30 protein-coding genes and 1 pseudogene are annotated in these 25,226 nt (G+C 57.8%); 14 read left to right on the top strand and 17 right to left on the bottom strand.

Annotated elements, in window-relative coordinates:
• Positions 1 to 48 precede the first annotated feature (48 nt).
• Positions 49 to 1,317, top strand: a complete 1,269-nt coding sequence (locus tag SYC_RS01940; protein ID WP_011242689.1) for a TIGR04283 family arsenosugar biosynthesis glycosyltransferase — start codon at positions 49 to 51, stop codon at positions 1,315 to 1,317.
• A gap of 89 nt (positions 1,318 to 1,406) precedes the next feature.
• Here SYC_RS01940 and SYC_RS13490 read toward each other — a convergent pair whose 3' ends face one another.
• The 6 genes and pseudogenes from SYC_RS13490 to SYC_RS01920 form a co-directional block, all read right to left on the bottom strand.
• A complete protein-coding gene (locus SYC_RS13490) occupies positions 1,407 to 1,526 on the bottom strand; it encodes a photosystem II reaction center protein J (RefSeq protein WP_011242688.1) in 120 nt (39 codons plus the stop codon).
• An 80-nt stretch (positions 1,527 to 1,606) separates the two neighbouring features.
• Positions 1,607 to 1,728, bottom strand: a pseudogene (locus SYC_RS13485) (photosystem II reaction center protein L).
• A gap of 12 nt (positions 1,729 to 1,740) precedes the next feature.
• A complete protein-coding gene (psbF, locus tag SYC_RS01935) occupies positions 1,741 to 1,875 on the bottom strand; it encodes a cytochrome b559 subunit beta (protein ID WP_011242686.1) in 135 nt (44 codons plus the stop codon).
• Positions 1,876 to 1,896: 21 nt separating this feature from the next.
• Positions 1,897 to 2,148 (bottom strand): cytochrome b559 subunit alpha, encoded by a 252-nt coding sequence (gene psbE, locus SYC_RS01930; RefSeq protein ID WP_011242685.1) that lies wholly within the window; start codon positions 2,146 to 2,148, stop codon positions 1,897 to 1,899.
• A gap of 64 nt (positions 2,149 to 2,212) precedes the next feature.
• Positions 2,213 to 3,262: a photosynthesis system II assembly factor Ycf48 gene (locus SYC_RS01925; protein WP_011242684.1), complete on the bottom strand. Its 1,050-nt coding sequence runs from the start codon at positions 3,260 to 3,262 to the stop codon at positions 2,213 to 2,215.
• A gap of 32 nt (positions 3,263 to 3,294) precedes the next feature.
• A complete protein-coding gene (locus SYC_RS01920; protein ID WP_011242683.1) occupies positions 3,295 to 3,711 on the bottom strand; it encodes a rubredoxin in 417 nt (138 codons plus the stop codon).
• A gap of 212 nt (positions 3,712 to 3,923) precedes the next feature.
• Between SYC_RS01920 and ndhC the strand changes: the two genes are divergently transcribed.
• From ndhC to SYC_RS01875, 9 genes are all read left to right on the top strand, one after another.
• Complete coding sequence (gene ndhC, locus SYC_RS01915) at positions 3,924 to 4,286, top strand: photosynthetic/respiratory NAD(P)H-quinone oxidoreductase subunit C (RefSeq protein ID WP_039755986.1); 363 nt, start codon at positions 3,924 to 3,926, stop codon at positions 4,284 to 4,286.
• Positions 4,277 to 4,984 (top strand): NADH dehydrogenase subunit K, encoded by a 708-nt coding sequence (locus SYC_RS01910; RefSeq protein WP_011242681.1) that lies wholly within the window; start codon positions 4,277 to 4,279, stop codon positions 4,982 to 4,984. The genes ndhC and SYC_RS01910 overlap by 10 nt, the downstream gene beginning before the upstream one ends.
• The gene (locus SYC_RS01905) at positions 4,977 to 5,495 is read left to right on the top strand and encodes an NAD(P)H-quinone oxidoreductase subunit J (protein ID WP_011242680.1); all 519 of its coding nucleotides are present in this window, start codon (positions 4,977 to 4,979) and stop codon (positions 5,493 to 5,495) included. Before SYC_RS01910 ends, SYC_RS01905 begins: the two co-directional genes overlap by 8 nt.
• Before the next feature lie 166 nt (positions 5,496 to 5,661).
• Positions 5,662 to 6,396: a hypothetical protein gene (locus SYC_RS01900; RefSeq protein WP_011377904.1), complete on the top strand. Its 735-nt coding sequence runs from the start codon at positions 5,662 to 5,664 to the stop codon at positions 6,394 to 6,396.
• Between the two features lie 24 nt (positions 6,397 to 6,420).
• The gene (locus tag SYC_RS01895; RefSeq protein WP_011242678.1) at positions 6,421 to 7,323 is read left to right on the top strand and encodes a 6-carboxytetrahydropterin synthase; all 903 of its coding nucleotides are present in this window, start codon (positions 6,421 to 6,423) and stop codon (positions 7,321 to 7,323) included.
• Between the two features lie 231 nt (positions 7,324 to 7,554).
• Positions 7,555 to 7,830, top strand: a complete 276-nt coding sequence (locus tag SYC_RS01890; RefSeq protein ID WP_011242677.1) for a hypothetical protein — start codon at positions 7,555 to 7,557, stop codon at positions 7,828 to 7,830.
• 3 nt (positions 7,831 to 7,833) lie between these two features.
• Complete coding sequence (locus tag SYC_RS01885; RefSeq protein ID WP_011377905.1) at positions 7,834 to 8,532, top strand: RibD family protein; 699 nt, start codon at positions 7,834 to 7,836, stop codon at positions 8,530 to 8,532.
• 6 nt (positions 8,533 to 8,538) lie between these two features.
• Positions 8,539 to 9,714: a GNAT family N-acetyltransferase gene (locus SYC_RS01880; RefSeq protein WP_011242676.1), complete on the top strand. Its 1,176-nt coding sequence runs from the start codon at positions 8,539 to 8,541 to the stop codon at positions 9,712 to 9,714.
• Between the two features lie 117 nt (positions 9,715 to 9,831).
• The gene (locus SYC_RS01875) at positions 9,832 to 10,224 is read left to right on the top strand and encodes a DUF4346 domain-containing protein (protein ID WP_011242675.1); all 393 of its coding nucleotides are present in this window, start codon (positions 9,832 to 9,834) and stop codon (positions 10,222 to 10,224) included.
• Positions 10,225 to 10,227: 3 nt separating this feature from the next.
• Here SYC_RS01875 and SYC_RS01870 read toward each other — a convergent pair whose 3' ends face one another.
• A complete protein-coding gene (locus SYC_RS01870) occupies positions 10,228 to 10,812 on the bottom strand; it encodes a molybdenum cofactor guanylyltransferase (RefSeq protein ID WP_011242674.1) in 585 nt (194 codons plus the stop codon).
• Between the two features lie 90 nt (positions 10,813 to 10,902).
• Positions 10,903 to 12,363, bottom strand: a complete 1,461-nt coding sequence (locus SYC_RS01865; protein ID WP_011242673.1) for a leucyl aminopeptidase — start codon at positions 12,361 to 12,363, stop codon at positions 10,903 to 10,905.
• Between the two features lie 168 nt (positions 12,364 to 12,531).
• Here SYC_RS01865 and gmk point away from each other — a divergent pair, with 168 nt between their 5' ends.
• Positions 12,532 to 13,083: a guanylate kinase gene (gmk, locus tag SYC_RS01860; RefSeq protein WP_011242672.1), complete on the top strand. Its 552-nt coding sequence runs from the start codon at positions 12,532 to 12,534 to the stop codon at positions 13,081 to 13,083.
• A gap of 89 nt (positions 13,084 to 13,172) precedes the next feature.
• On the opposite strand, the gene SYC_RS01855 is transcribed toward gmk, so the two are convergent.
• Together SYC_RS01855 and SYC_RS01850 are read right to left on the bottom strand one after the other, a co-directional pair.
• A complete protein-coding gene (locus SYC_RS01855; protein WP_011377909.1) occupies positions 13,173 to 13,766 on the bottom strand; it encodes a hypothetical protein in 594 nt (197 codons plus the stop codon).
• A 92-nt stretch (positions 13,767 to 13,858) separates the two neighbouring features.
• Entirely contained in the window at positions 13,859 to 14,626 is a 768-nt protein-coding gene (locus SYC_RS01850; RefSeq protein ID WP_011242670.1) for a lysophospholipid acyltransferase family protein, read from the bottom strand.
• A 329-nt stretch (positions 14,627 to 14,955) separates the two neighbouring features.
• Here SYC_RS01850 and SYC_RS01845 point away from each other — a divergent pair, with 329 nt between their 5' ends.
• Entirely contained in the window at positions 14,956 to 15,678 is a 723-nt protein-coding gene (locus tag SYC_RS01845; RefSeq protein ID WP_039755983.1) for a pyridoxine 5'-phosphate synthase, read from the top strand.
• A 79-nt stretch (positions 15,679 to 15,757) separates the two neighbouring features.
• Here SYC_RS01845 and SYC_RS14135 read toward each other — a convergent pair whose 3' ends face one another.
• Positions 15,758 to 15,889, bottom strand: a complete 132-nt coding sequence (locus SYC_RS14135; RefSeq protein ID WP_265575067.1) for a hypothetical protein — start codon at positions 15,887 to 15,889, stop codon at positions 15,758 to 15,760.
• Between the two features lie 14 nt (positions 15,890 to 15,903).
• Here SYC_RS14135 and SYC_RS01840 point away from each other — a divergent pair, with 14 nt between their 5' ends.
• Both SYC_RS01840 and sipA read left to right on the top strand, forming a co-directional pair.
• The gene (locus SYC_RS01840; RefSeq protein ID WP_011377911.1) at positions 15,904 to 16,404 is read left to right on the top strand and encodes a hypothetical protein; all 501 of its coding nucleotides are present in this window, start codon (positions 15,904 to 15,906) and stop codon (positions 16,402 to 16,404) included.
• 76 nt (positions 16,405 to 16,480) lie between these two features.
• Positions 16,481 to 16,717: a regulatory protein SipA gene (gene sipA / locus SYC_RS01835; protein ID WP_011242667.1), complete on the top strand. Its 237-nt coding sequence runs from the start codon at positions 16,481 to 16,483 to the stop codon at positions 16,715 to 16,717.
• Positions 16,718 to 17,023: 306 nt separating this feature from the next.
• Here sipA and trpC read toward each other — a convergent pair whose 3' ends face one another.
• The 6 genes from trpC to SYC_RS01805 form a co-directional block, all read right to left on the bottom strand.
• Complete coding sequence (trpC, locus tag SYC_RS01830; protein WP_011242666.1) at positions 17,024 to 17,911, bottom strand: indole-3-glycerol phosphate synthase TrpC; 888 nt, start codon at positions 17,909 to 17,911, stop codon at positions 17,024 to 17,026.
• A 76-nt stretch (positions 17,912 to 17,987) separates the two neighbouring features.
• Positions 17,988 to 19,427: a dihydrolipoyl dehydrogenase gene (gene lpdA, locus SYC_RS01825; RefSeq protein ID WP_011242665.1), complete on the bottom strand. Its 1,440-nt coding sequence runs from the start codon at positions 19,425 to 19,427 to the stop codon at positions 17,988 to 17,990.
• A gap of 58 nt (positions 19,428 to 19,485) precedes the next feature.
• Positions 19,486 to 20,262: a TrmH family RNA methyltransferase gene (locus tag SYC_RS01820; protein WP_011242664.1), complete on the bottom strand. Its 777-nt coding sequence runs from the start codon at positions 20,260 to 20,262 to the stop codon at positions 19,486 to 19,488.
• Complete coding sequence (locus tag SYC_RS01815; protein ID WP_041676910.1) at positions 20,231 to 21,244, bottom strand: lysylphosphatidylglycerol synthase transmembrane domain-containing protein; 1,014 nt, start codon at positions 21,242 to 21,244, stop codon at positions 20,231 to 20,233. The genes SYC_RS01820 and SYC_RS01815 overlap by 32 nt, the downstream gene beginning before the upstream one ends.
• A 16-nt stretch (positions 21,245 to 21,260) precedes the next feature.
• Positions 21,261 to 22,691 (bottom strand): glycosyltransferase, encoded by a 1,431-nt coding sequence (locus SYC_RS01810; RefSeq protein ID WP_011242662.1) that lies wholly within the window; start codon positions 22,689 to 22,691, stop codon positions 21,261 to 21,263.
• 3 nt (positions 22,692 to 22,694) lie between these two features.
• The gene (locus tag SYC_RS01805) at positions 22,695 to 25,145 is read right to left on the bottom strand and encodes a glycosyltransferase family 39 protein (protein WP_011242661.1); all 2,451 of its coding nucleotides are present in this window, start codon (positions 25,143 to 25,145) and stop codon (positions 22,695 to 22,697) included.
• Positions 25,146 to 25,226 lie beyond the last annotated feature (81 nt).

Here is a 25,226-nt window from a genome sequence, read left to right as displayed (position 1 = left end):
ATCGCCTCAGCCCTGCCGTGAACCTTAGCAGCCTGCTCCAGCGCTCTCATGAGTCAGCGCCTGATTCTCTTTAGTCGCTATCCCGAACCTGGGCGATCGAAGACGCGGCTGATTCCGGCACTGGGACCCGAGGGAGCAGCTGATCTACAGCGCCAGTTGACGGAGTGGACGGTGTTTACGGCCCATTGCTGGCAAGCGCGATCGCCCCAAACTGAAGTGCTGATCGCCACCAGTGGCGGCACATCCGAGGCTTGGCAGCAGTGGCTAGGAGCGGTTGAGGTGCAGCCTCAAGCCGAGGGGGATTTGGGCGATCGCCTGCATCAAGCGTTTCAGGATTCATGGCAAGTAGGCTGCGATCGCACCGTGATCATCGGCAGTGATTGTCCTCAAATCGAGCCCCATCATCTGGACGAGGCGTTTGCGGTTCTCCAGCAAGCGGATGTCGTGATTGGACCCGCAAGTGACGGCGGCTATTGGCTGATCGGTCTGAGTCAACCCCAACCCCAACTGTTTCAAAACATTGACTGGGGTAGCGATCGCGTCTTGGTACAAACCCTAGAAGCTGCTCAAGTAGCAGATCTCCAAGTCGCACAGCTCGAATCTCTCTCCGATCTTGATCGCCCTGAAGATCTCAATCTCTGGCAACCCCAGCCGCAACTGTCGGTGATTATCACCACCCTCAATGAAGCAGCAAACCTGCCCCAAACTTTGGCTTTGATCGGGGATGCCCCGGTAGAGACTTTAGTCGTCGATGGTGGCAGTCAAGACGCAACAGTTGCGATCGCCCAAGCTTGGGGAGCCAAGGTGATTCATAGCCCTGCTGGACGGGGGCGACAGTTCAACCAAGGTGCCGCAGCAGCCCACGGCAACATCCTGCTTTTCCTGCACGGCGATACCCGTCTACCCCCCCGCTTTTGGGAGCATGTGCTGCAAACATTGCAACCGCCGCAGGTAGTCGCTGGGGCATTTCAGCTCCAAATCGATAGCCCAGACTGGCGCTTACGCTGGATTGAACGGGGTGTGCGTTGGCGGAGCCACTGGCTACAGCAACCCTACGGCGACCAAGCCCTATTTCTCAGTCGTGATCGCTGGCGAGCGATCGGTGGTTTCAGTACAGGGCCGCTGTTGGAAGACTATCGCTTCGTGCGGCAACTGCGTCGCCAAGGCACAATTGCGATCGCCTCAGCGGCTGTGATGACTTCTGCTCGACGCTGGCAACGACGCGGAGTGCTGCAAACAACGTTGCTCAATCAGCTGATCCTACTGGCGCACCATTGTGGGGTCAGCGATCAACAACTGGCTCGCTGGTATCGCTAACTCGAGCGATCGCCCCACCATAGTCTTCGAGTGCCCAAAAAAATAAGAGGCCCGAGCGAACTCAGACCTCTTACTGCTCCTGCAGGATTCTAGAGAGACGAGCCCAGACCTGCGTAAGCGCCGTAGAAAAAGAGACCTACAACGACGAGCGCCCCGGTGCCTGCTACCGTTGCAACGATCCAGAGGGGAATACGTCCACCACCAGCCACAGTTTTAATCTCCTCGAGTCAGTAACAAGAGCGATCGATTGAGCCTAGGCTTGGGCGATCGCAAGCAATGCCAGTGCTAGCTAGTTAAAGAAGTAGCTGGAGAAAGAATCCCCAGGACAAAAACAAGCAGCAAGCCCAAGAACAGTGAAGTCCGGTTGAGTTCAACCGGCTGCTTATTGGGGTTAGTCGAGCGCGTAGGCATGAGAGCAAATCCTTAGCGTTGAATGAATTGCATGGCCGCAATTGCGCCCAGGAAGAACACGCTGGGGACGCCCAGAGCGTGCACAGACAGCCAACGCACCGTGAAGATCGGATAGGTGATTGGCTGGTTGGAGTTGTTGCTGGTCATGATTCAGGCCAACCTAAAAAACTACTTAGCCGAGAAACGGTCCACTTGCTGTTTCGCACTATAGCGATCAGACACGATCGGTACTTCCGTCCGATCTTGGGTGAAATACTCGTTCGGGCGCGGCGTACCGAAGGCATCATAGGCAAGGCCAGTGCTGACAAACAGCCAACCAGCGATGAATAGCGCTGGAATCGTGATGCTGTGAATCACCCAGTAGCGGATGCTGGTAATGATGTCGGTAAACGGACGCTCGCCGGTAGATCCGCCTGCCATAGACGTGCTCCTCAGGGGATTTCGGACAACACTTATCTTATCGGAGCACGCCCAAATTTATGCCCTAGGCTGCAGCCTCTGGTGCATAACGCAGCAGTAAGCCGCGTTGACCGAGGACAAAGCCTTGCTTGGGTGCAAAAAACTTGATGGTGTAGAGGTTGCTCGGCAGTTTGGCAATCACGCGATCGCGTTGCCAGTGTTCCCCGCCATCCTCGCTCACCAACAGGGTGCCACTGCCACCCGACAGCCAAATTTCCTGCTTGGAGCGGTAGGCCAAATCAAGGAAGCCCCAGCCTGCGTTGCGTTCAGGCTCGATTGCAGTGCCCCAAGCATCACTTTCCTCCAGCATTTCTTCCCAGTTATCAATCTGACTGGTTTTGGAGAATTGGAGGCGTCCCCCCCGGGCAATCAGCCAGGTGCGATCGTCAGGACCAAAGCCCATGAGCTGTAGACGACGAGAAGACGTACGTTGGTGCGGTGTCCAGGTAGTATCCCCGGGTTTCCAAGTCGAGTAGAAATTACCCCGCGCCGAGACTGCCAGATAGCGACCATCACGACTGCGGCTGACCGAGCGGGCCACGCCAGCAGCATCGGGTACTTGGGCTTGCCAGCTCTTACCGCCATCGCGGCTGCGATAGATGGCTGCCACATCCGTTGCCATTTCTGCTTCGCCTTTGCCGAGAGCGGTAACCAGCAGGGGCGAACCCGGCAGTTTTTCGCTGAGGGGAATCCGCAACCAGTTTTTGCCGCCATCGGTCGTGTGCAGCATCAGGGAGGGCTGACCGACGACCCAGCCTTCATCGCCCTTGAAGCTGATCGAGTTGAGCCGATAGGTCTCGTCCAAGTCGAGGGCCCGTTCGCTCCAGCTTTGTTCACCATCCAGAGTCTCGTAGAGGGCGAGATCGGTGCCCACCAGCCAGCCGTGCTGTTTGTTGCTGGTAAAGGCGATATCCAGGATGGTTTTCTCGGTGCCAAGATCAATCACTTGCCAAGGACTGGTTGATGGAGCCACCTCAGTGGCCGCCCAAGCGGGCGCCGGTAGCCAAAACAACAAGGGCAGCAGCAAGAAACCAAGCGGCCAGCCGACACGCGATCGAGACAGGAGCGATGACATGGTGCGAAGACTCGAAGAGATGAATTGATGGTTTAGTTCAGGCCGTACAGGCTGAGGAAGAAGAGGACAGCAAGGCCAAGCGCGCCGAAGATCAGCAGGTTTTTTTGGCCTGGGGTCAGGGTATTCACGCCGAGGCCGTAGCCCAAGTTCTCGCTGAAACCAGAGGGGATTCCCTTGGGACCAATGTTGCGAAACTGACTCCGAGGACTGCCGCAAATTGGGCAGCGCCAGTTAGAGGGCACTTCTTCAAACACAGTCCCTGCGGCGATTTGGCGGCGTGGGTCTCCCTCATTGGGTTCGTAGATGTAGCCACAGGATCGACACTCGTGACGATCGAGGAACACGAGTGGCTTCGTCTCCGACGTTTCGGCAGCTGCCTCGGGGGTGCCCTCTTCTACCGGCTCAGGCTCGGTGTTGGCCAGCGGGGTAGAAGCTTCAGGTGTATCCATAGGATCTTGGCAAGCGATCGCGCAGAACTAAAGGCGATCATAAGCCAATCGCCGGAAGCCCCTTCGCTGAAACCGAGGTAGAACATAAGCGATCGCAATCCTTCTGACTGCGAGTCAAGGGACAGCGATCGCTACAGTAGATTAGGCATTTCTGCCGAGCCGTTCATGCGGCGATGGCAAAATGGAATAGCGACTGCAGCCTGGAGTTTGGCGTGTTTGTCCTCAATGGCTACGAATATCTACTTGGCTTTCTGCTCATCAGCTCACTGGTCCCCATCCTTTCGCTGACCGCCTCGCGCTTGCTGCGACCTGGTCGTCGAGGACCGGAGCGGCGGACGACCTACGAATCGGGGATGGAACCGATCGGGGGAGCTTGGATCCAATTCAACGTGCGCTACTACATGTTTGCGCTCGTATTCGTGATCTTTGATGTAGAAACCGTCTTCCTCTATCCCTGGGCCGTCGCCTTTAATCGGCTGGGGTTACTGGCTTTTGTCGAGGCGTTGATCTTCATCACGATCCTCGTTGTTGGTCTAGCCTATGCATGGCGCAAAGGAGCATTGGAATGGTCCTGACGAACCCCGCCGAGATTCGCAATCCGGCAGCCCCTCCCGAAATCACCCAAGGTCTATCAGAGAACGTCATTCTGACCACCTTAGATGACCTTTATAACTGGGCACGGTTGTCCAGCCTCTGGCCGCTAATGTACGGCACGGCCTGCTGCTTTATTGAATTTGCAGCGTTGATTGGCTCCCGTTTCGACTTTGACCGCTTTGGCTTGGTGCCTCGTTGTAGCCCTCGGCAGGCAGATTTGTTGATCACAGCCGGTACGGTGACCATGAAAATGGCCCCAGCTCTAGTGCGGCTCTATGAGCAAATGCCTGAGCCCAAATATGTGATCGCCATGGGCGCCTGCACGATCACCGGTGGGATGTTCAGCGCTGACTCCACCACCACGGTGCGCGGTGTCGATAAACTGCTGCCTGTGGATGTCTACATTCCCGGTTGCCCGCCCCGTCCCGAAGCGATCATTGATGCGATCGTAAAGCTGCGTAAAAAGGTTGCGAACGACTCGATTCAAGAGCGGGGCAAACTGCTGCAAACCAACCGTTACTACAGCACGACCCACCAGATGAAGCCCACGGCTCCGCTGCTGACGGGTGAATATCTGCGTTCTGCGGCTCGTCAAGCCGGTCCCTTGCCCGCTGCTGCCGGTGCTGCCGTCGCTCCGCAACTGCCGGTGACTGAGAAGGAGGGTCGCGATCGTGCCTGAAGAGTTGACGCCAACGCCCGAAACGGCCGTGGTTGAAGCCGGGCCGGTCTCTCGCTGGTTGAGTGAGAACGGCTTCGAAAATACTGCCCTAGAGCGCGACCACCTCGGGGTTGAGATCGTTCAAGTCGACCGCGAAGTGTTGCTGCCGATCGCTGCTGCCCTGTTTGCCTACGGGTTTAACTACCTGCAGTGCCAAGGCGGCTACGATTTAGGGCCAGGGCAGGATCTGGTGAGCTTCTATCACCTGACCAAAGTCAGCGATGACGCCAGCCAACCGCAGGAAGTGCGGGTCAAGGTCTTCTTGCCGCGTCACGATCCGAAAGTACCGCCGGTCTTCTGGATTTGGAAAGGTGCCGATTGGCAAGAGCGTGAAACCTTCGATATGTACGGCATCCAATTTGAGGGACACCCCAACCTCAAGCGGATTCTGATGCCGGAAGATTGGGTGGGTTGGCCGCTGCGCAAGGACTATATCTCACCCGATTTTTACGAGCTGCAAGACGCCTACTAAATCGCGTTCCTGAACTCGTCGATTGCCCGTTCCTACAGCCTCTGACTGCGACCTAAGCGATCGCACTTTGGTGGTGGGGGCGGGCACAACTTTTGGAAACTTGCGGCGGGCGGTAGGGGCATCGGTAGAATAGGGCCTGAAGCGCTGGCGATGCTTGGTGACTGCTGTGCCTGTTCGCTCCCGACCTCTTCCGCATTCTGTTCGTCGGCTGCCTTTATCGTGGGGCGATCGCCGGTTTCCGGTTCCGAAAACAGCACTCTACGGTGGTGGCCTACTGTTGCTCTTCCTCTGGGACTGGCAACTGTCGTTATCGTTAACCCTCGGTGCTGGGGCGACCCTATGGCTCTATCGTCTGCAGCGCTTGGATTGGTCGCGCCGTCAGCAGCAAGTGCAGCGTTGGTTGCGCGGTCGCGATCGCCGTTGGCTTTTAGCAGCCGGTGGCGGCGGCCTCGTCAGCTTGGCCCTCTACACCAGCAGCAGTATCTGGACCGAGGAAGGACGACCTTGGCTGGCCTTTAGCAACTTTGCGGAAACCATGGGGTTGCTTGCTTTAGCAGCCCTCCTAGTCAGCTTTGTCAGTCAGCAACAGCAGCGCGATCGCGAAGGGATTTTTGATCAAGCGCTGGCGACTTTGACCGCAGCGGATCCTCTGCAACGCCTTTTGGCCGTGCGATCGCTGCAACGCCTGCAAAACCAGCAGTTATTGGAACCTGGAGAACAACGACTCTTGCAGGATGCCCTGCTGCTGCTACTGCGCCAAGAAACGGAAGACAGTGTGCGGGAGCTAGCCTTGGGCCTTCTAGACCGCCGGAGCGATCGCGCTTTGATGGCTGCTGCAACGCCCCAACCTCTGCAGCTCAATCCCCGCCCTGCGACGGAGAGCCTACCGGCTCAACCCTAGGCGTTTGAGCAAACCCACTATCCTATGAGAGACAGCCAATCACGGGATCGCGATCGCCACGCTATGGAGTGCATCATCAACCGTCGGGCACTGTTTTCCGCCAGTCACCGTTACTGGTTGCCAGAACTGAGTGACGCCGAGAACCAAAAACTGTTTGGCGCCTGCGCCCGCTTTCCCGGCCACGGCCACAACTATGTGCTCTACGTTTCGATGTTGGGCGAGCTGGATGAGTACGGCATGGTGCTCAACCTCTCGGACGTCAAGCGGGTGATCAAATCCGAGGTGACGAGTCAGCTTGACTACGCCTACCTCAATGACGTCTGGCCAGAGTTTCAGCAGGGTTTGCCCACCACCGAAAATCTGGCGCGGGTTATCTGGCAGCGGCTTGCGCCACATCTGCCGATCGTGCGGATTCAACTGTTTGAAAGCCCCAGCCTTTGGGCCGACTATCTAGGACAAGCCATGGAAGCCTACCTAACGATTCAGACTCACTTCAGTGCTGCTCACCGTTTGGCGAAAGAGAGCCTCAGCTTTGAAGAAAACTGCGAAATCTACGGCAAATGTGCCCGTCCCCATGGTCACGGCCATAACTATCACCTCGAAGTAACGGTGGCAGGTGAGATTGATCCCCGCACCGGCATGCTGGCTGACCTCGCGGCGCTGCAACAGGTGGTGCAAGACAAAGTGGTCGAACCGTTCGATCACAGCTTCCTCAACAAGGACATTCCTTACTTCGCAGAAGTGGTGCCGACGGCTGAGAATATCGCTGTTCACATCCGTGACTTGCTGGCAGAGCCGATCCGCGAACTGGGCGCTCGCCTCTATAAGGTCAAGCTGATCGAGAGTCCCAACAATTCAGCAGAAGTTTACTGTCTACAACCCAGTGGTTTGACTAACGCTGCTGCTGCAGTACCCGTTTTGCTCTAAGCATGGCTGAATCCGGGTGGTTTGGCTGGGCTGACGACTAAAGCCATTGTCCGTGGGGGTGATTGCGCACCCCCACACCCACGCACTGGGGGCCTCGACTCCCCCAGCCCCCCCGCAACAGGATGGTCGGTGGGATTTGATTGGTAGGAGTCACACATCACAATTAGTTGACTTGTCGGAGCGATCGCGCGGGTTGAGCAAATTCAAAAGATGGGTTGAAGTGAGGATTTGATGCGATCGCCGGCGGAGCATTTCCAAGACTTAGAAGCGGTATTTTTGGCGAAAGCGGCGGAGTTGGAAGCGGCAGTGCGATCGCTGCAACAACAGGATCAGACTGCCGACTGGCCGACGGCTTGGAAGCAGCACTACAACCACCGCTTTGCTCAGATCTTTTGTCAGTCACGCCCCCTGCGCAATTGGGCGGCAGATGCAGCAGCTTGGGGCTTGCTGCCCAATCGTCACTATCCTTCGGCGGGCAATCAACTGGCGCCTCGCGATCGTGAGTAGGTTATGCGGGTTGTTGCGGTACTCGCCACCAGTTTGGATGGCCGGATTGCGGAAGCGGCGGCTGTTCCAGCCCGCTTTGGTTCAGCACAAGATCAACGGCGCTTAGAAACGATCGTGGCGCAATCGGATGCTGTACTGATGGGCGCGGCCACGCTGAGAGCCTATGGCACTTGCCGCTCGGTCACGAATCCGCAGTTGCAACAACAACGTCGCGATCGCGGTCAATCACCGCAACCTGTGCAGATCATTTGCTCGGCTTCGGGGCAGATCGAGCCAGCCTGCCGCTTTTTTCAGCAGCCGGTGCCGCGCTGGTTATTGACCACAGAACAGGGCCGCGATCGCTGGCGACAAGAGTCTGGCTTCGAAGCGGTTCTGATCGCCGGTCAGACGCAACTGGACTGGGAGCAGGCTTTTGCACAATTCGATCTGAGCTGGCAACAAATTGCAGTGCTCGGTGGCGGTCAATTGCTCGGTAGTCTGCTGGCGGCAGACCGAATCGACGAGCTGTATCTGACCCTCTGCCCGTTACTCTTGGGCGATTGCCCAGCCTCACCACTTGTTGCCGGACTTCATTTCTCTGCAGCTGATGCCCCACGCTGGCAGCTCCTCAGTGCTGAGCCAGTGGCCGATGAGCTGTTCTTGCATTACCGCTGTACTGAGTCAGACGCGATAGGCTCAAAGGCGTTAACGTCAGCCTCCTAGCCCATCGTGACTGAGCCGCTCAAATTCCAATGGTGCGATCGTCTCGGGGATCTACCCCGTGAGGATTGGAATGCGATCGCCCAGCCCTTGGCCACACCGTTTTTGGAATGGGACTGGTTGCACGATTTAGAAGCCTCAGGCAGTGTCATCGCCAAAGCCGGTTGGCAGCCCTGTCATCTGGTCGTTTGGCGCGGCGATCGCTTAGTGGCTGCTGCACCGCTTTACCTCAAAGGCCATAGCTACGGTGAATTTGTCTTTGATCAGCAATGGGCGGATCTCGCCGGTCGGTTAGGACTGCGCTATTACCCCAAACTGCTGGGCATGACGCCGCTGACACCCGCAGTCGGTTATCGCTTTCTGATTGCACCAGCGGAAGATGAAGCGACCCTGACGGGACTGATGCTGCGGGAGATCGATCGCTTTTGCGACAACAACCAGATCCTCAGCTGCAATTTTCTCTACGTCGATCCCGACTGGCAGCCACTGGTGGAGGCCGCAGGCTACAGCGCTTGGCAGCATCACAATTCGGTCTGGCAGAACCGCGGCTTTCGGACGTTTGATGATTATCTCGGCATGTTCAACGCCAATCAACGGCGCAACATTAAACGCGAGGTCAAGTCGATGGAACGGGCCGGACTGACCCTCACCTGTCTGAGTGGCGACCAAATTCCCCGCGATTACTTTCCGCTGATGTATCGCTTCTACAGCGACCACTGCGATAAGTTCGGCTGGTGGGGTAGCAAGTATCTGACGCGAGATTTCTTCGATCGCGCCATGCACCATTCACGGCATCGCCCGCTGTTTGTGGCGGCAACTCCTGAAGGTAGCGATCGCCCGATCGCCATGTCCTTCTGTGTGCACAAAGGTGATCGCCTCTACGGTCGTTACTGGGGCTGCGATCACGAAATTGACAACCTTCACTTCAACGTTTGTTATTACAAACCGATTGAATGGGCGATCGCCAACGGGATCCAAAGCTTTGATCCGGGGGCAGGCGGGAGTCATAAAAAACGGCGTGGCTTTCCGGCAACACCGAACTGGAGCTTACACCGCTGGTATCAACCCCGCTTTGGCCAAATTCTGGGCACTTGGCTACGGCAGGTCAATGAACTGGAAAGCCAAGAAATTGAAGCCATTAATGCGGAACTTCCCTTTAGCCGTCCTGAAGTTCCGCTGAATTAGCGTTGGGAGCAATCGCCTTGCAGAGGGCTGGGATCATCAAGCGATCGTGACTCTCTTTCAGCGAACTTTAAGACAAACGACCGTTCTCGCTAAAATTGCTAAAAACGGTTTCGTTCCATGCTCCTCTCCCACCCCGATCGCCAGGCCCTAAAAGCACTAGATCATCAACTTTCCAATCGCTTCATCAAGCTGGATCCAGAAGGTTATTTCGTGATTTATCTCGATCGCGAAGCTGGATTGATCTGCGCTGATCACTACAGCAATGCGATCAACGACAAAGGCCTCGCCACCGATCCAGAAACCGGGGAAGTGCTGGCTTGTAAAGGCAATCTCAAGCGGGTACCCACGGCAACATTTCGCGGCCGCACCGCTAAGGAACTCGGCAAGTTGATTACCGAAGACACTCAGCCCTGTCCGCTCAGTTATCTCGACCACGCACTCTATTTAGGGCGTGAGTTCCAGCGAGCAGAAGCCTGTCTGCTCAGCGGTCAAGACTACGTTCAAGACTGAGCCCTAGGACAACTGCAGCGCTTGCCAATCAGTCGGGGTGTTGCAGTTCACCAACCAATCGCGATCGCTCAGCGGCAGCTCCTGCACCGCAACCGTTGCTAGCCAGCCCTGAAAGTCCCGACGCCCCTGCGACAACCAAGGTGCAATCGTTGGCGCGATCGCAGGTCGATAGAAGCCGATCAGTGGTTCCCAGCCCTGTTCCGTGCGGGCGATTGCAGCCCGACAATCCTCAGGCAATAGTTCAACCTGCTGTCGCCAAGCCTGTAGTGGGGCGATCGCTAGTCGCGGTAGATCGCACGCTAAGAGCAAGATCCAATCCGCATCGATCTGCGGCAGGGCCCAAGCCAAGGCCGTGAGTGGCCCCTGCGGTCCAGTCGGCTGGGGTTCCGTCAACCACTGCACCGGCTGAGAGAGTAGTGACTGATAGCGATCGGGCTCAGGGCTGCAAATCCAGACCGAGTCGCAGACCGCTGCTGCGATCCGACTCGTACGGATGAGGAGTGGCTCACCGTTGAGCCGTAACAACGCCTTATCCTGCCCCATCCGACGGCTGGATCCTCCAGCCAAAATCAAGGCAGCAAAATTCATCGCGATCGCTCCAGACAGCAGTAGAGTCTAGCTTGATCATCAGTGGGCGATCGACGGGCCAGTGAGGGGCGATCGCCCCCTGGAAGTGACCTAGGACAGCACCCAGTTCACTAGCGTCCGCACCCCGTAACCCGTCGCCCCAGCGGGGTTGTAGTGTTTCTCCTTGTCGCTCCAGACAGGGCCAGCCACATCGAGGTGAGCCCAGACCGGATGCTTGACAAACTGTTTGAGGAATAGCGCTGCTGTGATCGAGCCCCCCGCCCGCGGCCCCGTATTTTTGTAGTCGGCAACCGGTGATTTGAGTCCATCGAGGTAGGGCTCTTCAAGGGGCAGGCGCCAGAGTTTTTCACCCGCCGCTTTGCCGGCCTGCAGCAGTTGTTCAGCGAGGTCATCACTGGGGCTCCAAAGGCCCGCGATGTCATCTCCCAAGGCGATGATGCAAGCACCCGTTAGGGTAGCGAGGTCGACGATCGCATCCACTCCCAAACCATCGGCAAAGACCAAGGCATCTGCCAAGGTCAAACGACCTTCCGCGTCCGTATTGTTGACCTCGATCGTCTTGCCATTCGAGGCGGTCAGAATATCGCCCGGGTGCATGCCCCGACCGCTGATCATGTTCTCAGTGACGGGGGAGATGAAGTGCACCTCAACATCGGGCTTGATCAAACCGATCGCCTTAGCAGCACCGAGGGTAGCGGCAGCACCCCCCATATCGGTTTTCATCATTTCGATGCCGCTGCCAGCTCCTTTGATGTTGTAGCCGCCGGAGTCAAAAGTCAGGCCTTTGCCGACGATCGCCAGTTTCCGGCGTGGGGTGCTTTCTGGACGATAGGTGAGGTGGATGAACTTCGGCGGTAAATCTGAGGCTTTGGCAACTCCGAGGACAGCACCCATGCCCCGCTTTTCACACTCATCAGCCTCGAGAATTTCCAGCTCTAGACCCAGTTCAGCTGCCAATTCCTGAGCAGTGTCGGCCATGGTCACAGGCGTGACGACGTTGGCAGGAGCCGCTACTAATTGCCGCGCTAGCTCAACGCCTGCAACCACCTGCTCTGCCCGAGCGATCGCGGCTTCTTGCCCTGCCAGTCCCAAGAGTTCGATGCTGCTGGGGCCGCTTGCTGTATCTGGCTCTGATTTGAAGCGTTGATCTTTGTAGAGCGCTAGGGAAATCCCTTCCACGATCGCGCTGGCGATTGCTGCAGGATCGTCGCTGGGCGGAAAAGCGATCGCCAAGGTTTGGCTCTTGAAGCTGCGAGCCTGTTTCGCGACAGCCGCTGCCGCCCGACGATAGTCCTCCGTCGTTGGTGATTCGCCCAGACCCACCAGAATCAGTTTGCGGATGCTGCCGCCAATCCGAGTTGTGGTCGTTTCAGCCAGCTTGGCTTTGAACTCGCTATCGCTGATCAACTCCTGCAAAACGCCATTCCACTGCTGATCGAGCTTCTGTAGCTCGGAAGAGAGGGTCTCACCGATCGCAGCGGTGGTCAGCCCGAGGGCTAGGGTATCGCCGGTCCAGTCTTGGGGGTGCGTGGCGATCGCCTGAAATGTCATAGCGGTTTGCGTCCTGTCAAGCGTGAAATAGGCCAGAGTCAATGGCCCTGAGCACTGATTGTACGCACCTTCGCTGGGGTCGAGGCTGAGTGCTGCCCTCACGCAGGACTCATTGCCAGCGCGATCGCTTCTAGGCGACGATGAACCCCAACGCAGGAAACAAAGACGATGAGTATTGGTCGTGTGGTGGTGTTAACGGGACCTAGTGGTGTGGGCAAAGGCACGCTCTTGAAAGCGATCTTGTCTCAGCATCCCGAGGCCTTTCTTTCCATCTCCGCCACCACGCGATCGCCCCGTCCGGGCGAAGTCGACGGTCAGCATTACTACTTCCTCAGTCGCGAGGAATTTCAGACCAAAATTGCTGAACAAGAATTTTTAGAGTGGGCTGAATTTGCTGGCAACCTCTACGGCACACCGCGATCGCCGGTGATTGAGCAGGTCAACCTGGGGCGCACCGTCATCCTCGAAATTGAGCTAGAAGGGGCTCGCCAAGTCAGGAAAACGCTCCCCTCAGCTCGGCAGGTGGTGTTGCTGCCACCCAGTGTTGAGGAGCTGGAGCAACGGATTCGGGAGCGTGCCACGGAAGATGAAGCCGCGATCGCTCGCCGCCTCTTACAGGCTCAAACGGAAATCGGTGCGGCCAAAGAGTTTGATCGCTGCGTAATCAATGACCAACTAGACACCGCGATCACCGCCCTAGAAGCGGCCATTTTTAGTTAGCCGACGGCTCTGCTTTTGTGGACTCAGGTTAGCTTCCAGCTAGTCCAAACGGAGGAGGGTCGGTTGCTTGCCCGACCCCCAAGCGATCGCTAGCGTGCTGGCGGTTGTTGAGCCGGTGGGGTTTGAGGAGCCGGTGATTGCTGCGGCGCTGGCTGAGTCCCGTCGACACTGCGTGGATAGGGCAGCGAGGTAAAGCCCAATTCGTAGAGCTGAGCGTAGGCCTGTTTACCCAAATCAGTTGTGGGGTTCTGGGACTGTACAACCTGCACGAGTAAGGGAATCGCAACTTCCGGCTGGTTGAGGCGACGGTAGAGCAGCGCCAACTTGTAGCCAGCTTGGTCACGGCCCTGTGCCGCTTGTGCTGCTCGCTGCCGTTGGTCGTTGGCAATCTTGACATCAATGCCGCTGAAGGAACCGGCTAGACCTTGGTGGAACTGCACCAGAGCGCCAAAGGACTTCCGCGCCAGATCGTACTTGTCGAGAGCGACAGGAAACTTCTGTGCTGCCACAGCGGCATCCCCTTCCGCCATAATGCGCATCACTGAATCGTAATTCAGGTTCGATTGAGTCGTGACTCTTTCTGGTGCAGGGACAGAGCTGCCAGACTGCGCCCGCGCTGGAAGCCCAGAGGCCAAACTGGCGATCGCGGCCAGTGAGACGAGACTACGAACGACTAAACGCATAGTGGGAGTTCTCACGCTCAAAGGGGATTTAACAGCCGTCGGATGCCCCCGCCGGACTTGCCATCGCAGTCTACAACAGAAGCTCCACAGGTCTAGAGCAACTCTTGGGACGGTGGCAAGGGCATCAAGGGTTCCTGACAAGGCAAAACATGATGCAGCGCCTGCTGATGGAGTCGGCCCAATTGATCGGCTAAATCGCGGGTCAGAGCGATCGCCCCCTGTTTGGGCGAGTGCTGTCGATAGCTTTGGGTGGACAGGGGTTGACCGATGCGAATACTGCAGCGGCTACCGCGCCGAGGCTGCAGATCGCTGTAGACCAAGCCAATCGGCACAATTTGGACTGGTTCATGACCTAGGTGCTGCGCCTGCAATGCCATCCGGGCTGGCCCAAGCTTGAGGGGATGCACCTGCCGATCTTGAAAGATGCCACCCTCTGGAAACACAACCACCATCTGCTGCTGCAGGAGCAGTTCTACGCCGTAGCGCACACTGGCGATGCCCGGGCGATCGGTATCGACAGGGAAGCCCCCCAGCCGCCAGATAAACCAACCCTGGATGCCTCGCATTTCATTGGCGGAAACCATGAAGCGCACGTCACGGCCGGAGGTGGGCCGCCCTACCGCATGGGGAACCATCAGCGCATCCCAGCGCGATCGATGAGTGGGCGCCAGAATCACTGGCCCACTGCGGGGAATATGGTCGATGCCGGCAATGTCGATCTCGGCAAAGCGGCAAGGTAAAACAATCCGCCCGACCATCTGATAGGCCAAGGGGGCAAGCCAGCCAGAAACGCGAGACTGCTGACACTGCAGCATGGGTCGGTGATCCTCAAACAGATCCGAGGCAGGGGACAACAGCATAACGACGGGCGGAAACCTTCACCATGCTAGTGACTTGCATGACATCACCCCGCTGGCGATCGGACAGTTTGACCAGAGTCTATGTCAACGGCTCCCCAGGGTTATGGGAGTTCTTGGCCGTTGCTAATCGCCTCTTCTATACAGAGGATTGAGGTTAGCGCGCAATACTATTCAAAGGCCCAAGACTCTAGGCTCGACTGACTGGACGTCGATTCCATGCCCTCATCCTGAGGGGGCAATCCACAGGTGACGGAGTGGACATACGCTCGTGCCTGGCTGTGAAATTGGGTCAACAGTTCTGGATTGTTGGTTCTGGAGGAGCTGCTACCTTGCCCACCCTAGGCGTCAATATTGACCATGTTGCCACCGTGCGCCAAGCTCGCCGGACGGTTGAGCCAGACCCGATCGCGGCTGCTGTGCTGGCGGAGCTGGCAGGTGCAGAAGGCATTACGGCGCATCTGCGGGAAGACCGTCGACATATTCAAGATCGTGATGTGCGCTTACTTCGGCAGACGGTACGCACCCGCCTCAATTTAGAAATGGCGGCCACGGATGAGATGGTGGCGATCGCCTTAGACATTCGCCCGGACTACGTCACCCTGGTGCCCGAACGGCGGGAGGAAGTGACAACGGAAGGCGGTCTGAACGTGGTGGGGCAGCGCGATCGCCTAGCTCTGGTTGTCGATCAGCTTCAAAGCGCTGGGATTCCCGTCAGCTTGTTCATCGATGCGGAACCGGATCAGATTGCAGCGTCGGCTGCGATTCAAGCTCAGTGGATCGAGTTGCATACGGGTCGCTATGCCGAGGCCGAGACGGAAGCCGCCCAAGCTCAGGAACTCGCAGCACTCCGCCAAGGCTGTGAGCAAGCGATCGCAGCCGGTCTACGCGTCAATGCGGGCCATGGATTGACCTACTGGAACGTCTATCCGGTGGCACAGTTGCCGGGGATGGAAGAACTCAATATTGGTCACACGATCATCAGTCGAGCCGTATTGGTTGGGCTAGAGCGGGCGGTGCGCGAAATGAAGCTCGCAATGCAGGGTAAACTCTAGACCCCTTGGGATCCCTTCAGGCTGGAGGTGGTAACCCGCTCCGGCCAAGGGAATTTCCGATCAATTCCGATTGTTGTCGCTACAGATAGTCCGGGAGTGAGAGGCGATCGCCTCGATGGCCTTGAGAGGCAACCGACCGATACTGAAATCTTGCTACAAAGGCAACTGACTCATGGGGTAGAACCGCCACAATCAAAAGTAATCTCTCCATCGAAGGATGCTGTGATGCGCAGCCTTGGCCTTTCTCTTCTGATCAGCGCGATCGCAGCGACTCCTGCTCTAGCCCAGCCGGAATTTCGCTCAGTTCAACCGAACCGCTCCACCTATCTCGAAGCCCGAGATTGTCAGATTGTCCTGCAGGTCGACGCTGACCCAGCGAGTGCCATTCCCTGCGATCGAGTGCTCGTGACCGAGGGCCAAACCAGCTATAACTTCCACTTTGTGGTTCCAGAGGGTAACCAAGAAGTTCTGTTTAGCTTCATCGCACCCTACGAGGTTGCTGATCCGGTTAGCAGCAGCAATTGGTCAGGGCGCTATGGGGTGCCGGCTTTCCGTATCTTTAAGCCCGAAGATCCTTTGCCAGTGCTGCAGGGTGAGGGCACCTGCAATCTTGAAGCGCGGCGAATGAGCTGCAAATTCCAATCGATCGGCGCTGATCAAGAGTCGGTTTCGGTCAAGGCGGCGGCAATTTTGCAAAAGGATTTGCCCACGATCTCGGGTCGCTAGTCCTAGCCGCGATCGCTCGCCAAAGCACGGCATCATCTCCGAGAATGACCTTTTAGGAGTCTACCCTCACCACTCTATGGATTTTGCAATCGGCGATCGCGTCCGCTTGGCCGCTCAGCCACCCTACCTAAAAAGTGCTGACCCGTTGCCGATGCTGCGGCCGCCCGACTTGCTAGCAGTCGGTGAACAGGGAACGATCACGGGCCTCCGTCCCGGTGGCTACTGGGTAGTGCTGTTTGATCGCGGCTCTTTTCTGCTGGATACGCAGTTCCTGTCCAAGGTGGAATCGGGCGCTAGTAGTAGCGAAGGTTAGGTCTGAATCAAAGGAGCCCCTCGCCTCCACTGGAGTGAGGCATGGGACAACCTTGGAATGGCTTAGGAAAATCCAGTCTGGGCTGGAGTTGTGAAGCGTCTGTCCGTGGGGGTGATTGCGCACCCCACCCACGCACTGGGAGACTCGACTCCCCCAGCCCCCCGCAACAAGATTTCGGGTAGGGCTCATCGGTGGAGGGGCGATCGCTGCGGGTAAAACTAGCCGGTGTTGACCTCTGGTGAGAGGTAAGTTGGCTCGAGTACAAGCGTCCTGAGTGGCTTCTAGTGAAGGCTGTTGCAGGACAGCTTAGGCTGAGGGGCGATCGCCAACTAACTGCTGCAGTGCCAAGCCTGGATCCGGTTGCTTGACCAGCGATTCACCGATCAAGACGGCCTGTGCGCCAGCTTGGGTAACGCGATCGAGATCGGCGCCGGTGAACAAACCCGATTCACTGACCAAGAGCAAATCGCGATCGCGGCATTGGGCAGCAAGATGCTCTGTCACCGCCAGATCGGTCACAAAAGTCTTGAGGTTGCGGTTGTTAATGCCAACCAGCCGCAGATCATCCAAGGCAAGGACACGCTCAAGTTCCGGCAGGCTATGCACTTCCACCAGCGCATTGAGTCCCAGACTGTGGGCGATCTTCAGGAAGTAGCGCAGGTCAGCATCCGAAAGAATCGCCGCGATCAACAGCACGGCATCGGCCCCCAGTAAGCGGGCTTTGTAGATCTGATAGGGGTAGATCACAAAGTCTTTGCAGAGCAGCGGTACATCGACTGCTGCTCGCACCCGCTGTAGATTTTCGAAGCCGCCTTGGAAAAACTTCTCGTCGGTCAGCACCGAAATGCAAGCCGCCCCATTAGCCGCATAGGCTTGGGCGATCGCCACGGGATCGAAATCTTCTCGCAGTACGCCTTTGCTAGGAGATGCTTTTTTGACTTCGGCAATCACGGCCGGTCGAGTCGGTGCCTGTCGCAGTGCTGCCAAAAAGTCACGGGGCGTTTGGGTCAAGCCGCGGACTTGGTTCTGGAGCTGCTGCAGCGGCAGCTGCTCTCGCCAAGCATTCACCTCGCGCTCCTTATACCAAACAATCTCTTCGAGGATGTTGCTGGGGCTGCTCCCCGGCACCTTGACCTGATAGGTGAGGCTGGCAACATGCACAGCTGGATTGGGGGGACGGCGGCGGACTTCCATGGCGGTAGGGCGCAAATGACAGGGTTGCGATCGCTCAGCCTCGATTGGGCAAGCGATCGCTGAGCAGGACAGGGATTTAGGCGATCGCGGTAGCAGCTTGTTTGTAAGCGGACTCGATCACCTCACTCAGGGTCGGGTGGGTGTGAACCTCAAAGGCGAGCTCTTTGACCGACTGGCGACGGGCGATCGCGTTAGCGACTTCTTGGATCAAATCTGCCGCATGCAGCCCAAAGATATGAGCCCCGAGCACTTCGCCCGTATCTTTGCGGAACAGCACCTTGGCAAACCCATCGGCATCCGCCTCAGCCAAGGCTTTGGAGTTGGCTTTGAAGTAGCTGCGGACGCTGCCCACTTCGAACCCTTCTTGACCACCCAAGGCTTTTGCATCCGCTTCACTGAGGCCGACCGAGCTGATTTCGGGGTGGGTGAAGGTGGCCGCCGGAATGCTGCGGTAATCGACGCTGCGTGGGTGGCCGGTGATGTTTTCGATCGCGACCACACCCTGAGCTGCTGCAGCGTGAGCCAACATCAGCTTGCCGGTGGCATCGCCAACAGCGAAGAGGTGGGGCACAGGTTTGCTATCGCGGAGGACGCGCATGCCATCGTCCACGGGAATGAAGCCACGGCGATCGACTTCGACAGCAACGGTTTCCAAGCCCAGATTTTTGGTGCTGGGAATCCGCCCGGTGGCGACTAGGCAAGCATCGACTTCCAGCACTTCCACCAGTTCTTTGGTTTCGAAGTCGGCCAGTTCGATCACAACCGGCGAGCCCGGCGTAATTTTGCGCGCCAAAACACCCGTGCGGGTTTCGATGTCGCGACCATCCAGCAGCGATCGCTGGGCAACTTTCGCCACATCAGGGTCAAAGGTGGGCAAGAGGCGATCGAGGGCTTCGATCATCGTCACTTCGCAGCCCAACGCTGTGTAGACATCGGAGAACTCAAGACCGATGTAGCCACTGCCAATGATGGCGATCCACTGGGGTAGCGTTTCCAGCTTGAGGGCGTCGTCGCTGGTAAAGACGGTTTTGCCATCGATTTCAATGCCGGGCGGTACAAAGGGGTCGGAACCCGTCGCCAGAATCACATCGCGAGCGCTGTAGGTCTTTTCAGTCCCATCGGCAGCGGTGACGGTGACGCGCTGGCTACCGGCCAAACGACCGCGCCCCATCAAAATCTCAGCCCCGAGCCGCTCGAGGGTATTGCCCAAGTTGGTGCGGACGGTATCGACCAAGTTGGCGGCGTGATCGGCGATCGCTTGGCGATCGAAGCTGACGCCTTGGACTTGAATCCCGAAGTTCTGCAGGTGGTCGGTATCGGTAATTTCCCGCACGCGACCTGAGGCTGCCAGTAGTGCTTTGGAAGGCACGCAACCGCGATTCACGCAGGTGCCGCCAAGGTCACGGGCTTCCACGATCGCCGTCTTCAGACCTTTTTCGCAGGCGTGTTTGGCCGCATCAAAACCGCCATAGCCGGCCCCAATGACAATGACGTCGTAGTCAAACTCGCTGCTCACCCTTGTGTTCTCCCAGCCGATTGCAGAAGCATTTCGCCATTGTACGGCGGCAATGCGGCTAGCTCTGTCGCTGACGGCGGGCTTCGTAAAGCAAGAGGGCTGCCGCGATCGCCACATTCAGAGATTCCACCCCCGCCGCTTGGGGAATTGTGACGGCGGAATCCGCAATCGCTGCGAGGTCTGGACTCAGCCCTGCCCCTTCATTGCCAAGCAACAGAACGGTCGGGCGAGTGAGGTCTGCTTGCCAAAGGGTTGTCGTCGCTCGCGGCAGCGTCGAGACAATCTGATAACCCTGTTGCTGCCAGCTCCGTAGGGTTTGCCCCAGGTCTGTGGCGATCGCGATCGGGAGTCGGAACCATTGCCCCGCCGAGGCACGCAACACCTTGGGATGATCGGGGTCAACGCCGTCTGCTGTCAGCCAGAGACCATCAGCCCCCGCCGCCGCCGCAGTACGAATGATCGTACCGAGATTCCCAGGATCCTGCAGGGTTTCGACGGCAATCAGCAAGGAGGCTGAAGTGGGCGGTTGACGCTGGGGCTGCCGTGCTGCGATCGCCACTACTCCATCCGGATTGACCGTAGTGCAGAGATAGGCCAGTAAATCGTCACTCACCGTTTGTTCCGGTGCCGCTTGGATCGCCTGCTGCCAGAGTTGCGGGTGTTGATTCTGCCAGGCTGGGGTCGCGCAGACCTGCAATAGCGGCCAGTTCGTTGCGATCGCCTCCTGCAAGAGGTGCGTTCCCTCCAGCAGAAAAGCCCCCATTTGCCGGCGACCTTTGGCCTGATGCAGTTGGCGAATTTGTTTAGTGAGAGGATTTTGGCGACTGGTCAGCATCAGTGTCAGGGAGAGAAGACAACGCGAGAGATTTGAGGGTACGTGTTTGGCGATGCAAGGCTACCCAACCGATCGCGATCGGGAACCAAAGAGTGAGCAGACGAAGCAGCACCGTCGCTGCAATCGCTTGATCGCGATCGGCCCCGTAGAGCAACGCCAAGGAAATCGAGGCAGCTTCTGCCCCCCCCAAGCCGCCGGGGAGCAGCGTTAGTACTCCACCCAAACCCACAGCGGCTCGAATTACGATCGCTGTCGGCAGATTGATCTCGGCTTGCAACACCTGAAAACAGCCGTAGAGCACGACCCCTCCGATCGCCCAAGTGAGCAGCGAAATCAGCAAGCCACCCGCCAAAAATCGCGGTTGCAGCAGGCGACGGGCGCTGAAGGGGAGATGCGCCAAGCGCTCTAAGCCTTTGCGGCGTCGCGATCGCCCGCCAAAGCGTTTGGCCCAAGCCTGTAGGCGTTGAGGCTGGCTCAGGATCAGAAATAGAGCGATCGCCAGGCCCAGACAGGCCCACCAGAAGCCCGTACCCAAGCGAGCAGAGAATCCCAGGGCGACTAACAGCAAAGCGGCCAGTAGATCACAGAGCCGTTCACAGAACAGCCCCGCCAGCGATCGCGCCGCCGAAACGCCAAATTGTTGCCGTAACCACAGGGCTTTGATTGATTCTCCGGCTCGTCCCGGTGAGGCTATCAGGGCTAAGCTGCCGAGGAAAATGCGCAGGCTGGAACGGACTGGCAGCCAATGATCAAGCACTTGCAAATAGGTGTGCCAGCGCCAAAAGCCCAGACTATAGCTCAAACCCATCAGCAGGAGGCTGAGGGGATAGAAGGCGATTGGAATCTGGCGAAACTGTTGCCAAATCGTCTGCCAGCCACCCCAAATCATCAGCCCCAGATTGAGCAATGCGGTGACCAACAGCAGCGGTAAAATCCAGCGCTGGCCCGGGATGGTTGAGGCGCGAGGTTTAGCAGCAGTCAAAACAGTCCAGTTGGAACTAGTGAGGGAACTTCAGTTTGCCAGCGGCGTAGAGACACATCCGTGCCAGAATCAGCCCTTCGCGGACATGAGCAATGTTGGAACTGCCGTAGCTGCGCTCTTGATAACGCACTGGTACTTCGACAATTTCGAGGCCGAGTTTAGCGGCACCAAACAGTAGGTCAAAGTCACCAAAGGGATCGAAGTCACCAAAGTATTTCCGCCCTGCCGCCACGCGATCGTAGTCGGTTTTCCAGAGCACCTTGGTGCCGCAGAGGGTGTCCTTAAGCGGCTGACCGAGTAGGAAGGAAAAGATCAGGGCGAAGGTTCGATTAGCAAGGGTATTCAGCCCCGGCATCGCCAGCCGCGATCGCGGATAGACCAGCCGAGAGCCGTTGATAAATTCGCCCCTGCCACTGGCGATCGCGCGGTAGAAATGGCCGAGATCCTCCGGCTGCACAGTTAAGTCAGCATCGAGAATCATCAAAATGTCGCCGCTGGCTTTATCGAAGCCGAGCCGGACTGCATCGGCTTTACCTTTGCCAGTTTGGCGGCAGGCCAGCAGTTTCAGCGGCCCTTGATACTCCGCCACCGTCTGCTCGATCGTCTCCCAAGTCTGATCGCGGGAATGGCCTTCCACGAAGATCAGCTCTGTCTCAGCCCCCAGTTCTGGCAAGCGTTCGACTGCTGCTGCAATATTGCCCGCCTCATTGCGAGCCGGAACAATCACCGAGACTGTGGGTTGCGATCGCGGTTGAGCCAGGGGCCGCGCAATCACATAGTTAGTCAGCGCTAGATGCTCAATCACCGGTAGCGGGCTGATCCAGCGGTTAATCCAGCCGGTCAGTAGCGGAATTTGCCGAGGCAGAAGGAAGCGCCGCCCCTGCTTGATTGGTTCATAGCCCGTCAGCGTCAGTAAATTGAGCACATCCTGCATACCCAGCCAGCTTTCGGGCGGTTGGGGCGATCGCTGTCCCACCTTTTCAGCGGCCGTGAGCAAGGGCTGCCAGAGGAAGTTATGGAAGCCAAGGATTAAGCGCGTGCGGGGATGACAAAAGGCTTGGAGCTGCTCCAGCACAACTTGAATATCCGTCAGGTAGCTGAGCACTCCCGTCAGGATGATCGCGTCAAAAGGCTCAGGATTGCCGATCGCCTCGGGTGTCAACTCTTCGGCAGCCAAGCAGTGGAACTGCAGCTGTGGATGGCGTTGCTGAGCGATTGCCACCGCCTGCGGTGAGACATCAATCCCGATGCCGAAGGATGGTTCAACCGTTGCTAGCAGATCGCCCAAACCAGAACCAACCTGCAGCACTCGTGATCCGGTAGGAATCCAGAAGCGATGCAGTTTTTCGAGATCGCGATAGTAGGTGCGGTTGCGTCGCCGCCAGCGATCGAGGTTGGGTGCTAGCTGATCAAAATGGGCCGCGATCGCGGCGGTATGGTCATTCATGCCTTACTTCTCTCCCCGTAAACGGGCGATCGCTTCGCCCCACTGTCCAGACTGCACTGCTGCCACCGCTTGTAAAGTCGGCAAGATCGGCACTTCGGGCTGGCGCAGAGCAGCTTCCAGTAGAGACTGCTGTGCCTTGTTGCCTTGAAATTGATAGAGCTGTACAAACCCGAGGTAAGTCCAGTTCCAAGCATTGTCAGGATTGACTGCCACAATCCGCTGCAGCACGGCCTCCGCTTGGGGGGCTTGCCGCTCCAGCACATAGCTGAGGGTGAGGGGATAAAGCCAGTCCAACTGGTTCGGCTCATCCGCTAACCGCGCTTGGAGACTGGCGATCGCCTGGTGCAGATAATGCTGCTCAGGATCAGCCTGATTGAGAAGATTCACGTCAGCAAAGAGCGGATCAACCTGACCAGTCTCTAGGAGTGCCCCCAACTGATGCAAGCGACTGACCGGATCGAGGGCTGTGGGACTGATGGGGGCTGGTGTGGATCCAAGGGCGATCGCAGTGGGGGCAGTCCGTAGGGTTTGGCGATCGCCCGTTTCTCGATCGAGGCGTTGCACCTGGAGCTGATAGGAGCCTTCAGGGAGAGAGTCCGGTGCCTGAGTGGTTAGCCGTTCTTCCAATTCCACGCAGTCCCTCCCGGCTTTGAGGTAGCCCAGCCCGGGTTGATGATCTTGAACCCAGAGGCGATCGCGATCGTTTTGCCAGCTGATCAACAACAGGCTGTTGCGCAGCTGTTCGATCGATCCACGTAGCCGATAGGTGATCTGGAAGGGCTGACCGGCTTTTGCTTGAGAGGGTGCTGTGACCGTGAGCTCCAGCGGCTGACTGGGACAGGTGATCGGTTTAGCTGAGAGGGTCAGGGCTCGCCGCTGCCACAGTTCCGCTTGACTGCCGTCTGGGAGTGGCCATTGCCCAACCGACTGGAATTCGGGAGACTGCGCGATCGCCTCGACCAGTCGTTTCTCCCGCTCACCCGCCATCACGCCCTGATCGCCGGTTTTGCTGAGGAACCAGTCAAAGGCTCGAAAATCTGCCTGCCAGTTGTCTTCGGGCGCTAGAGTCTGCCGCGCAAACACACTGAAGTCCTGCTTTTGCCCCTCGGCGTTAAGGTTGAAGGCGTTCAAGGCTTCAGCATCGGTCAAGACCGCCAGCGTCGATTGTAGCTGCGGTTGTGTCTCGCGGATCCGTTCAATAATCTCAGCCAACGGCCAAGCTTGGGTTTGGGGAAAGCGGGTCGGCCAGCTAGCACGAAGCGGTGTCGGAAAGATCGTTTGCAATCCCACGGCGATCGCGATCGCTCCAACCCCAGTCCAAAGCCCTACTTGCCAGCGGCGCGGCAGAACCGTTGGTAGAGTCACCAACGGCACGATCAGGCTGGGCAGCAGCGGCAGGAAGAAGCGGGTGACCTTAGTACTTCCCAGCACACAGACTAGATAAGCGCCCAACAGGAAGCCCGCCAGCCAGAGCCAGCGATCGCGGGAACCGGGTCCCGATTCGCCTCGCTTCCAGAGCCAAACGCCGGCGCTCGCACTACTGACAATCAGGACTCCGAGCAGCCAAGGCGACAGCATCTCGGGCAGATTCTCGGGGTAGTAGAGCCAACCTGAAAGGGTATTCGCCTCCAAGCCTTCCTGATACTTCACGCCCCAGTCGCGGGCATTGGCAATCGAGGAGAGGATCGTCAGCCAGTTGGTGCTAAACCATGGCCAAGACAATAGTCCAGCAATGCCACTCACCAACAGCAGTTCTGCTAGGGGTTGCCAGCGGTACCGTCGAAATAGTTGCAGTACCGCCGCGATCGCCAGCCACAGGAAAGGTAACCAGAGGAAGAGAAGTCCAGTGGGACGGGTTAAAAAGACAGCCGCGATCGCTATCCCACTCGCGATCGCTGCACCCAGTCTTCGCTTGGGAGTCCGGGCGAATTGCCAAAGCGATAGGCAGAGCCATGTCAGCGTCAACATCGCCGTTAGGCTGTAGTCGATCAGGTAGTCGACGCGCTGAATGATCGTCAGCGGCACGGCCAAACTCAACCCTGCTGCAACCAAACCTGTTGTGCGATTGGCGTAGAGTCGTCCCAGTCCGTAGGTGCTAATCAGTAGCAGCCCGCTAAACAGACCGTTGCTAGCGATCGCGCTCTCCCAGTTCGCGCCGAATAACGAGAAGAGTGGCAGGGTCAACAGGTAGGTCAGCGGCCCGCGATAGGTCGGTGCCAATTGCCATAGTTGCGTCCACCAGCCTCCATCCAAAAGCTGCGGCGATTGCCAAGCCTGCCAAAAGGCGAGTGCCCGACTGAAGTGATCGCCTTGATCCCAAGCTGGGGGTGCCAGATCGAAGCCCCGCCAAAGTCCATCGATCGCTAAGGACAGGAGCCAGAACCCCAGCAGGATTAGGGCATCGCGGCGATCGCTGGCATGGGCAGGCGAACGGGCGAACGGGAAAGACTTCACGGGCGATTGCAGGGACAAGGCAACTGCAACCTACCATTTTGCCGATGGCGGTCGTAAATCGGAGGTCCAAGTCTATATCTG

The organism is Synechococcus elongatus PCC 6301, assembly GCF_000010065.1.
GTDB classification, from domain to species: Bacteria; Cyanobacteriota; Cyanobacteriia; order Synechococcales; family Synechococcaceae; genus Synechococcus; species Synechococcus elongatus.
Note: the sequence above shows the minus strand (reverse complement) of the source record. Positions and strands in the feature narration are given on the sequence as shown.

Excerpts from the sequence above, each read along its gene's own strand:
- SYC_RS01840 (WP_011377911.1), top strand. The coding sequence starts at position 15,904 with ATGCGCAGCCTTGGCCTTTCTCTTCTGATCAGCGCGATCGCAGCGACT.
- SYC_RS01910 (WP_011242681.1), top strand. The coding sequence starts at position 4,277 with ATGGTCCTGACGAACCCCGCCGAGATTCGCAATCCGGCAGCCCCTCCC.
- SYC_RS01890 (WP_011242677.1), top strand. The coding sequence starts at position 7,555 with ATGCGATCGCCGGCGGAGCATTTCCAAGACTTAGAAGCGGTATTTTTG.
- SYC_RS14135 (WP_265575067.1), bottom strand. The coding sequence starts at position 15,889 with ATGGAGAGATTACTTTTGATTGTGGCGGTTCTACCCCATGAGTCAGTT.
- SYC_RS01870 (WP_011242674.1), bottom strand. The coding sequence starts at position 10,812 with ATGAATTTTGCTGCCTTGATTTTGGCTGGAGGATCCAGCCGTCGGATG.
- SYC_RS01875 (WP_011242675.1), top strand. The coding sequence starts at position 9,832 with ATGCTCCTCTCCCACCCCGATCGCCAGGCCCTAAAAGCACTAGATCAT.
- SYC_RS01855 (WP_011377909.1), bottom strand. The coding sequence starts at position 13,766 with ATGCGTTTAGTCGTTCGTAGTCTCGTCTCACTGGCCGCGATCGCCAGT.
- SYC_RS01810 (WP_011242662.1), bottom strand. The coding sequence starts at position 22,691 with ATGAATGACCATACCGCCGCGATCGCGGCCCATTTTGATCAGCTAGCA.
- SYC_RS01820 (WP_011242664.1), bottom strand. The coding sequence starts at position 20,262 with ATGCTGACCAGTCGCCAAAATCCTCTCACTAAACAAATTCGCCAACTG.
- SYC_RS01895 (WP_011242678.1), top strand. The coding sequence starts at position 6,421 with ATGAGAGACAGCCAATCACGGGATCGCGATCGCCACGCTATGGAGTGC.
- SYC_RS01865 (WP_011242673.1), bottom strand. The coding sequence starts at position 12,363 with ATGACATTTCAGGCGATCGCCACGCACCCCCAAGACTGGACCGGCGAT.
- psbE (WP_011242685.1), bottom strand. The coding sequence starts at position 2,148 with ATGGCAGGCGGATCTACCGGCGAGCGTCCGTTTACCGACATCATTACC.
- SYC_RS01850 (WP_011242670.1), bottom strand. The coding sequence starts at position 14,626 with ATGCTGTTGTCCCCTGCCTCGGATCTGTTTGAGGATCACCGACCCATG.
- SYC_RS01925 (WP_011242684.1), bottom strand. The coding sequence starts at position 3,262 with ATGTCATCGCTCCTGTCTCGATCGCGTGTCGGCTGGCCGCTTGGTTTC.
- sipA (WP_011242667.1), top strand. The coding sequence starts at position 16,481 with ATGGATTTTGCAATCGGCGATCGCGTCCGCTTGGCCGCTCAGCCACCC.
- trpC (WP_011242666.1), bottom strand. The coding sequence starts at position 17,911 with ATGGAAGTCCGCCGCCGTCCCCCCAATCCAGCTGTGCATGTTGCCAGC.
- SYC_RS01885 (WP_011377905.1), top strand. The coding sequence starts at position 7,834 with ATGCGGGTTGTTGCGGTACTCGCCACCAGTTTGGATGGCCGGATTGCG.
- psbF (WP_011242686.1), bottom strand. The coding sequence starts at position 1,875 with ATGACCAGCAACAACTCCAACCAGCCAATCACCTATCCGATCTTCACG.
- gmk (WP_011242672.1), top strand. The coding sequence starts at position 12,532 with ATGAGTATTGGTCGTGTGGTGGTGTTAACGGGACCTAGTGGTGTGGGC.
- SYC_RS01920 (WP_011242683.1), bottom strand. The coding sequence starts at position 3,711 with ATGGATACACCTGAAGCTTCTACCCCGCTGGCCAACACCGAGCCTGAG.
- SYC_RS01940 (WP_011242689.1), top strand. The coding sequence starts at position 49 with ATGAGTCAGCGCCTGATTCTCTTTAGTCGCTATCCCGAACCTGGGCGA.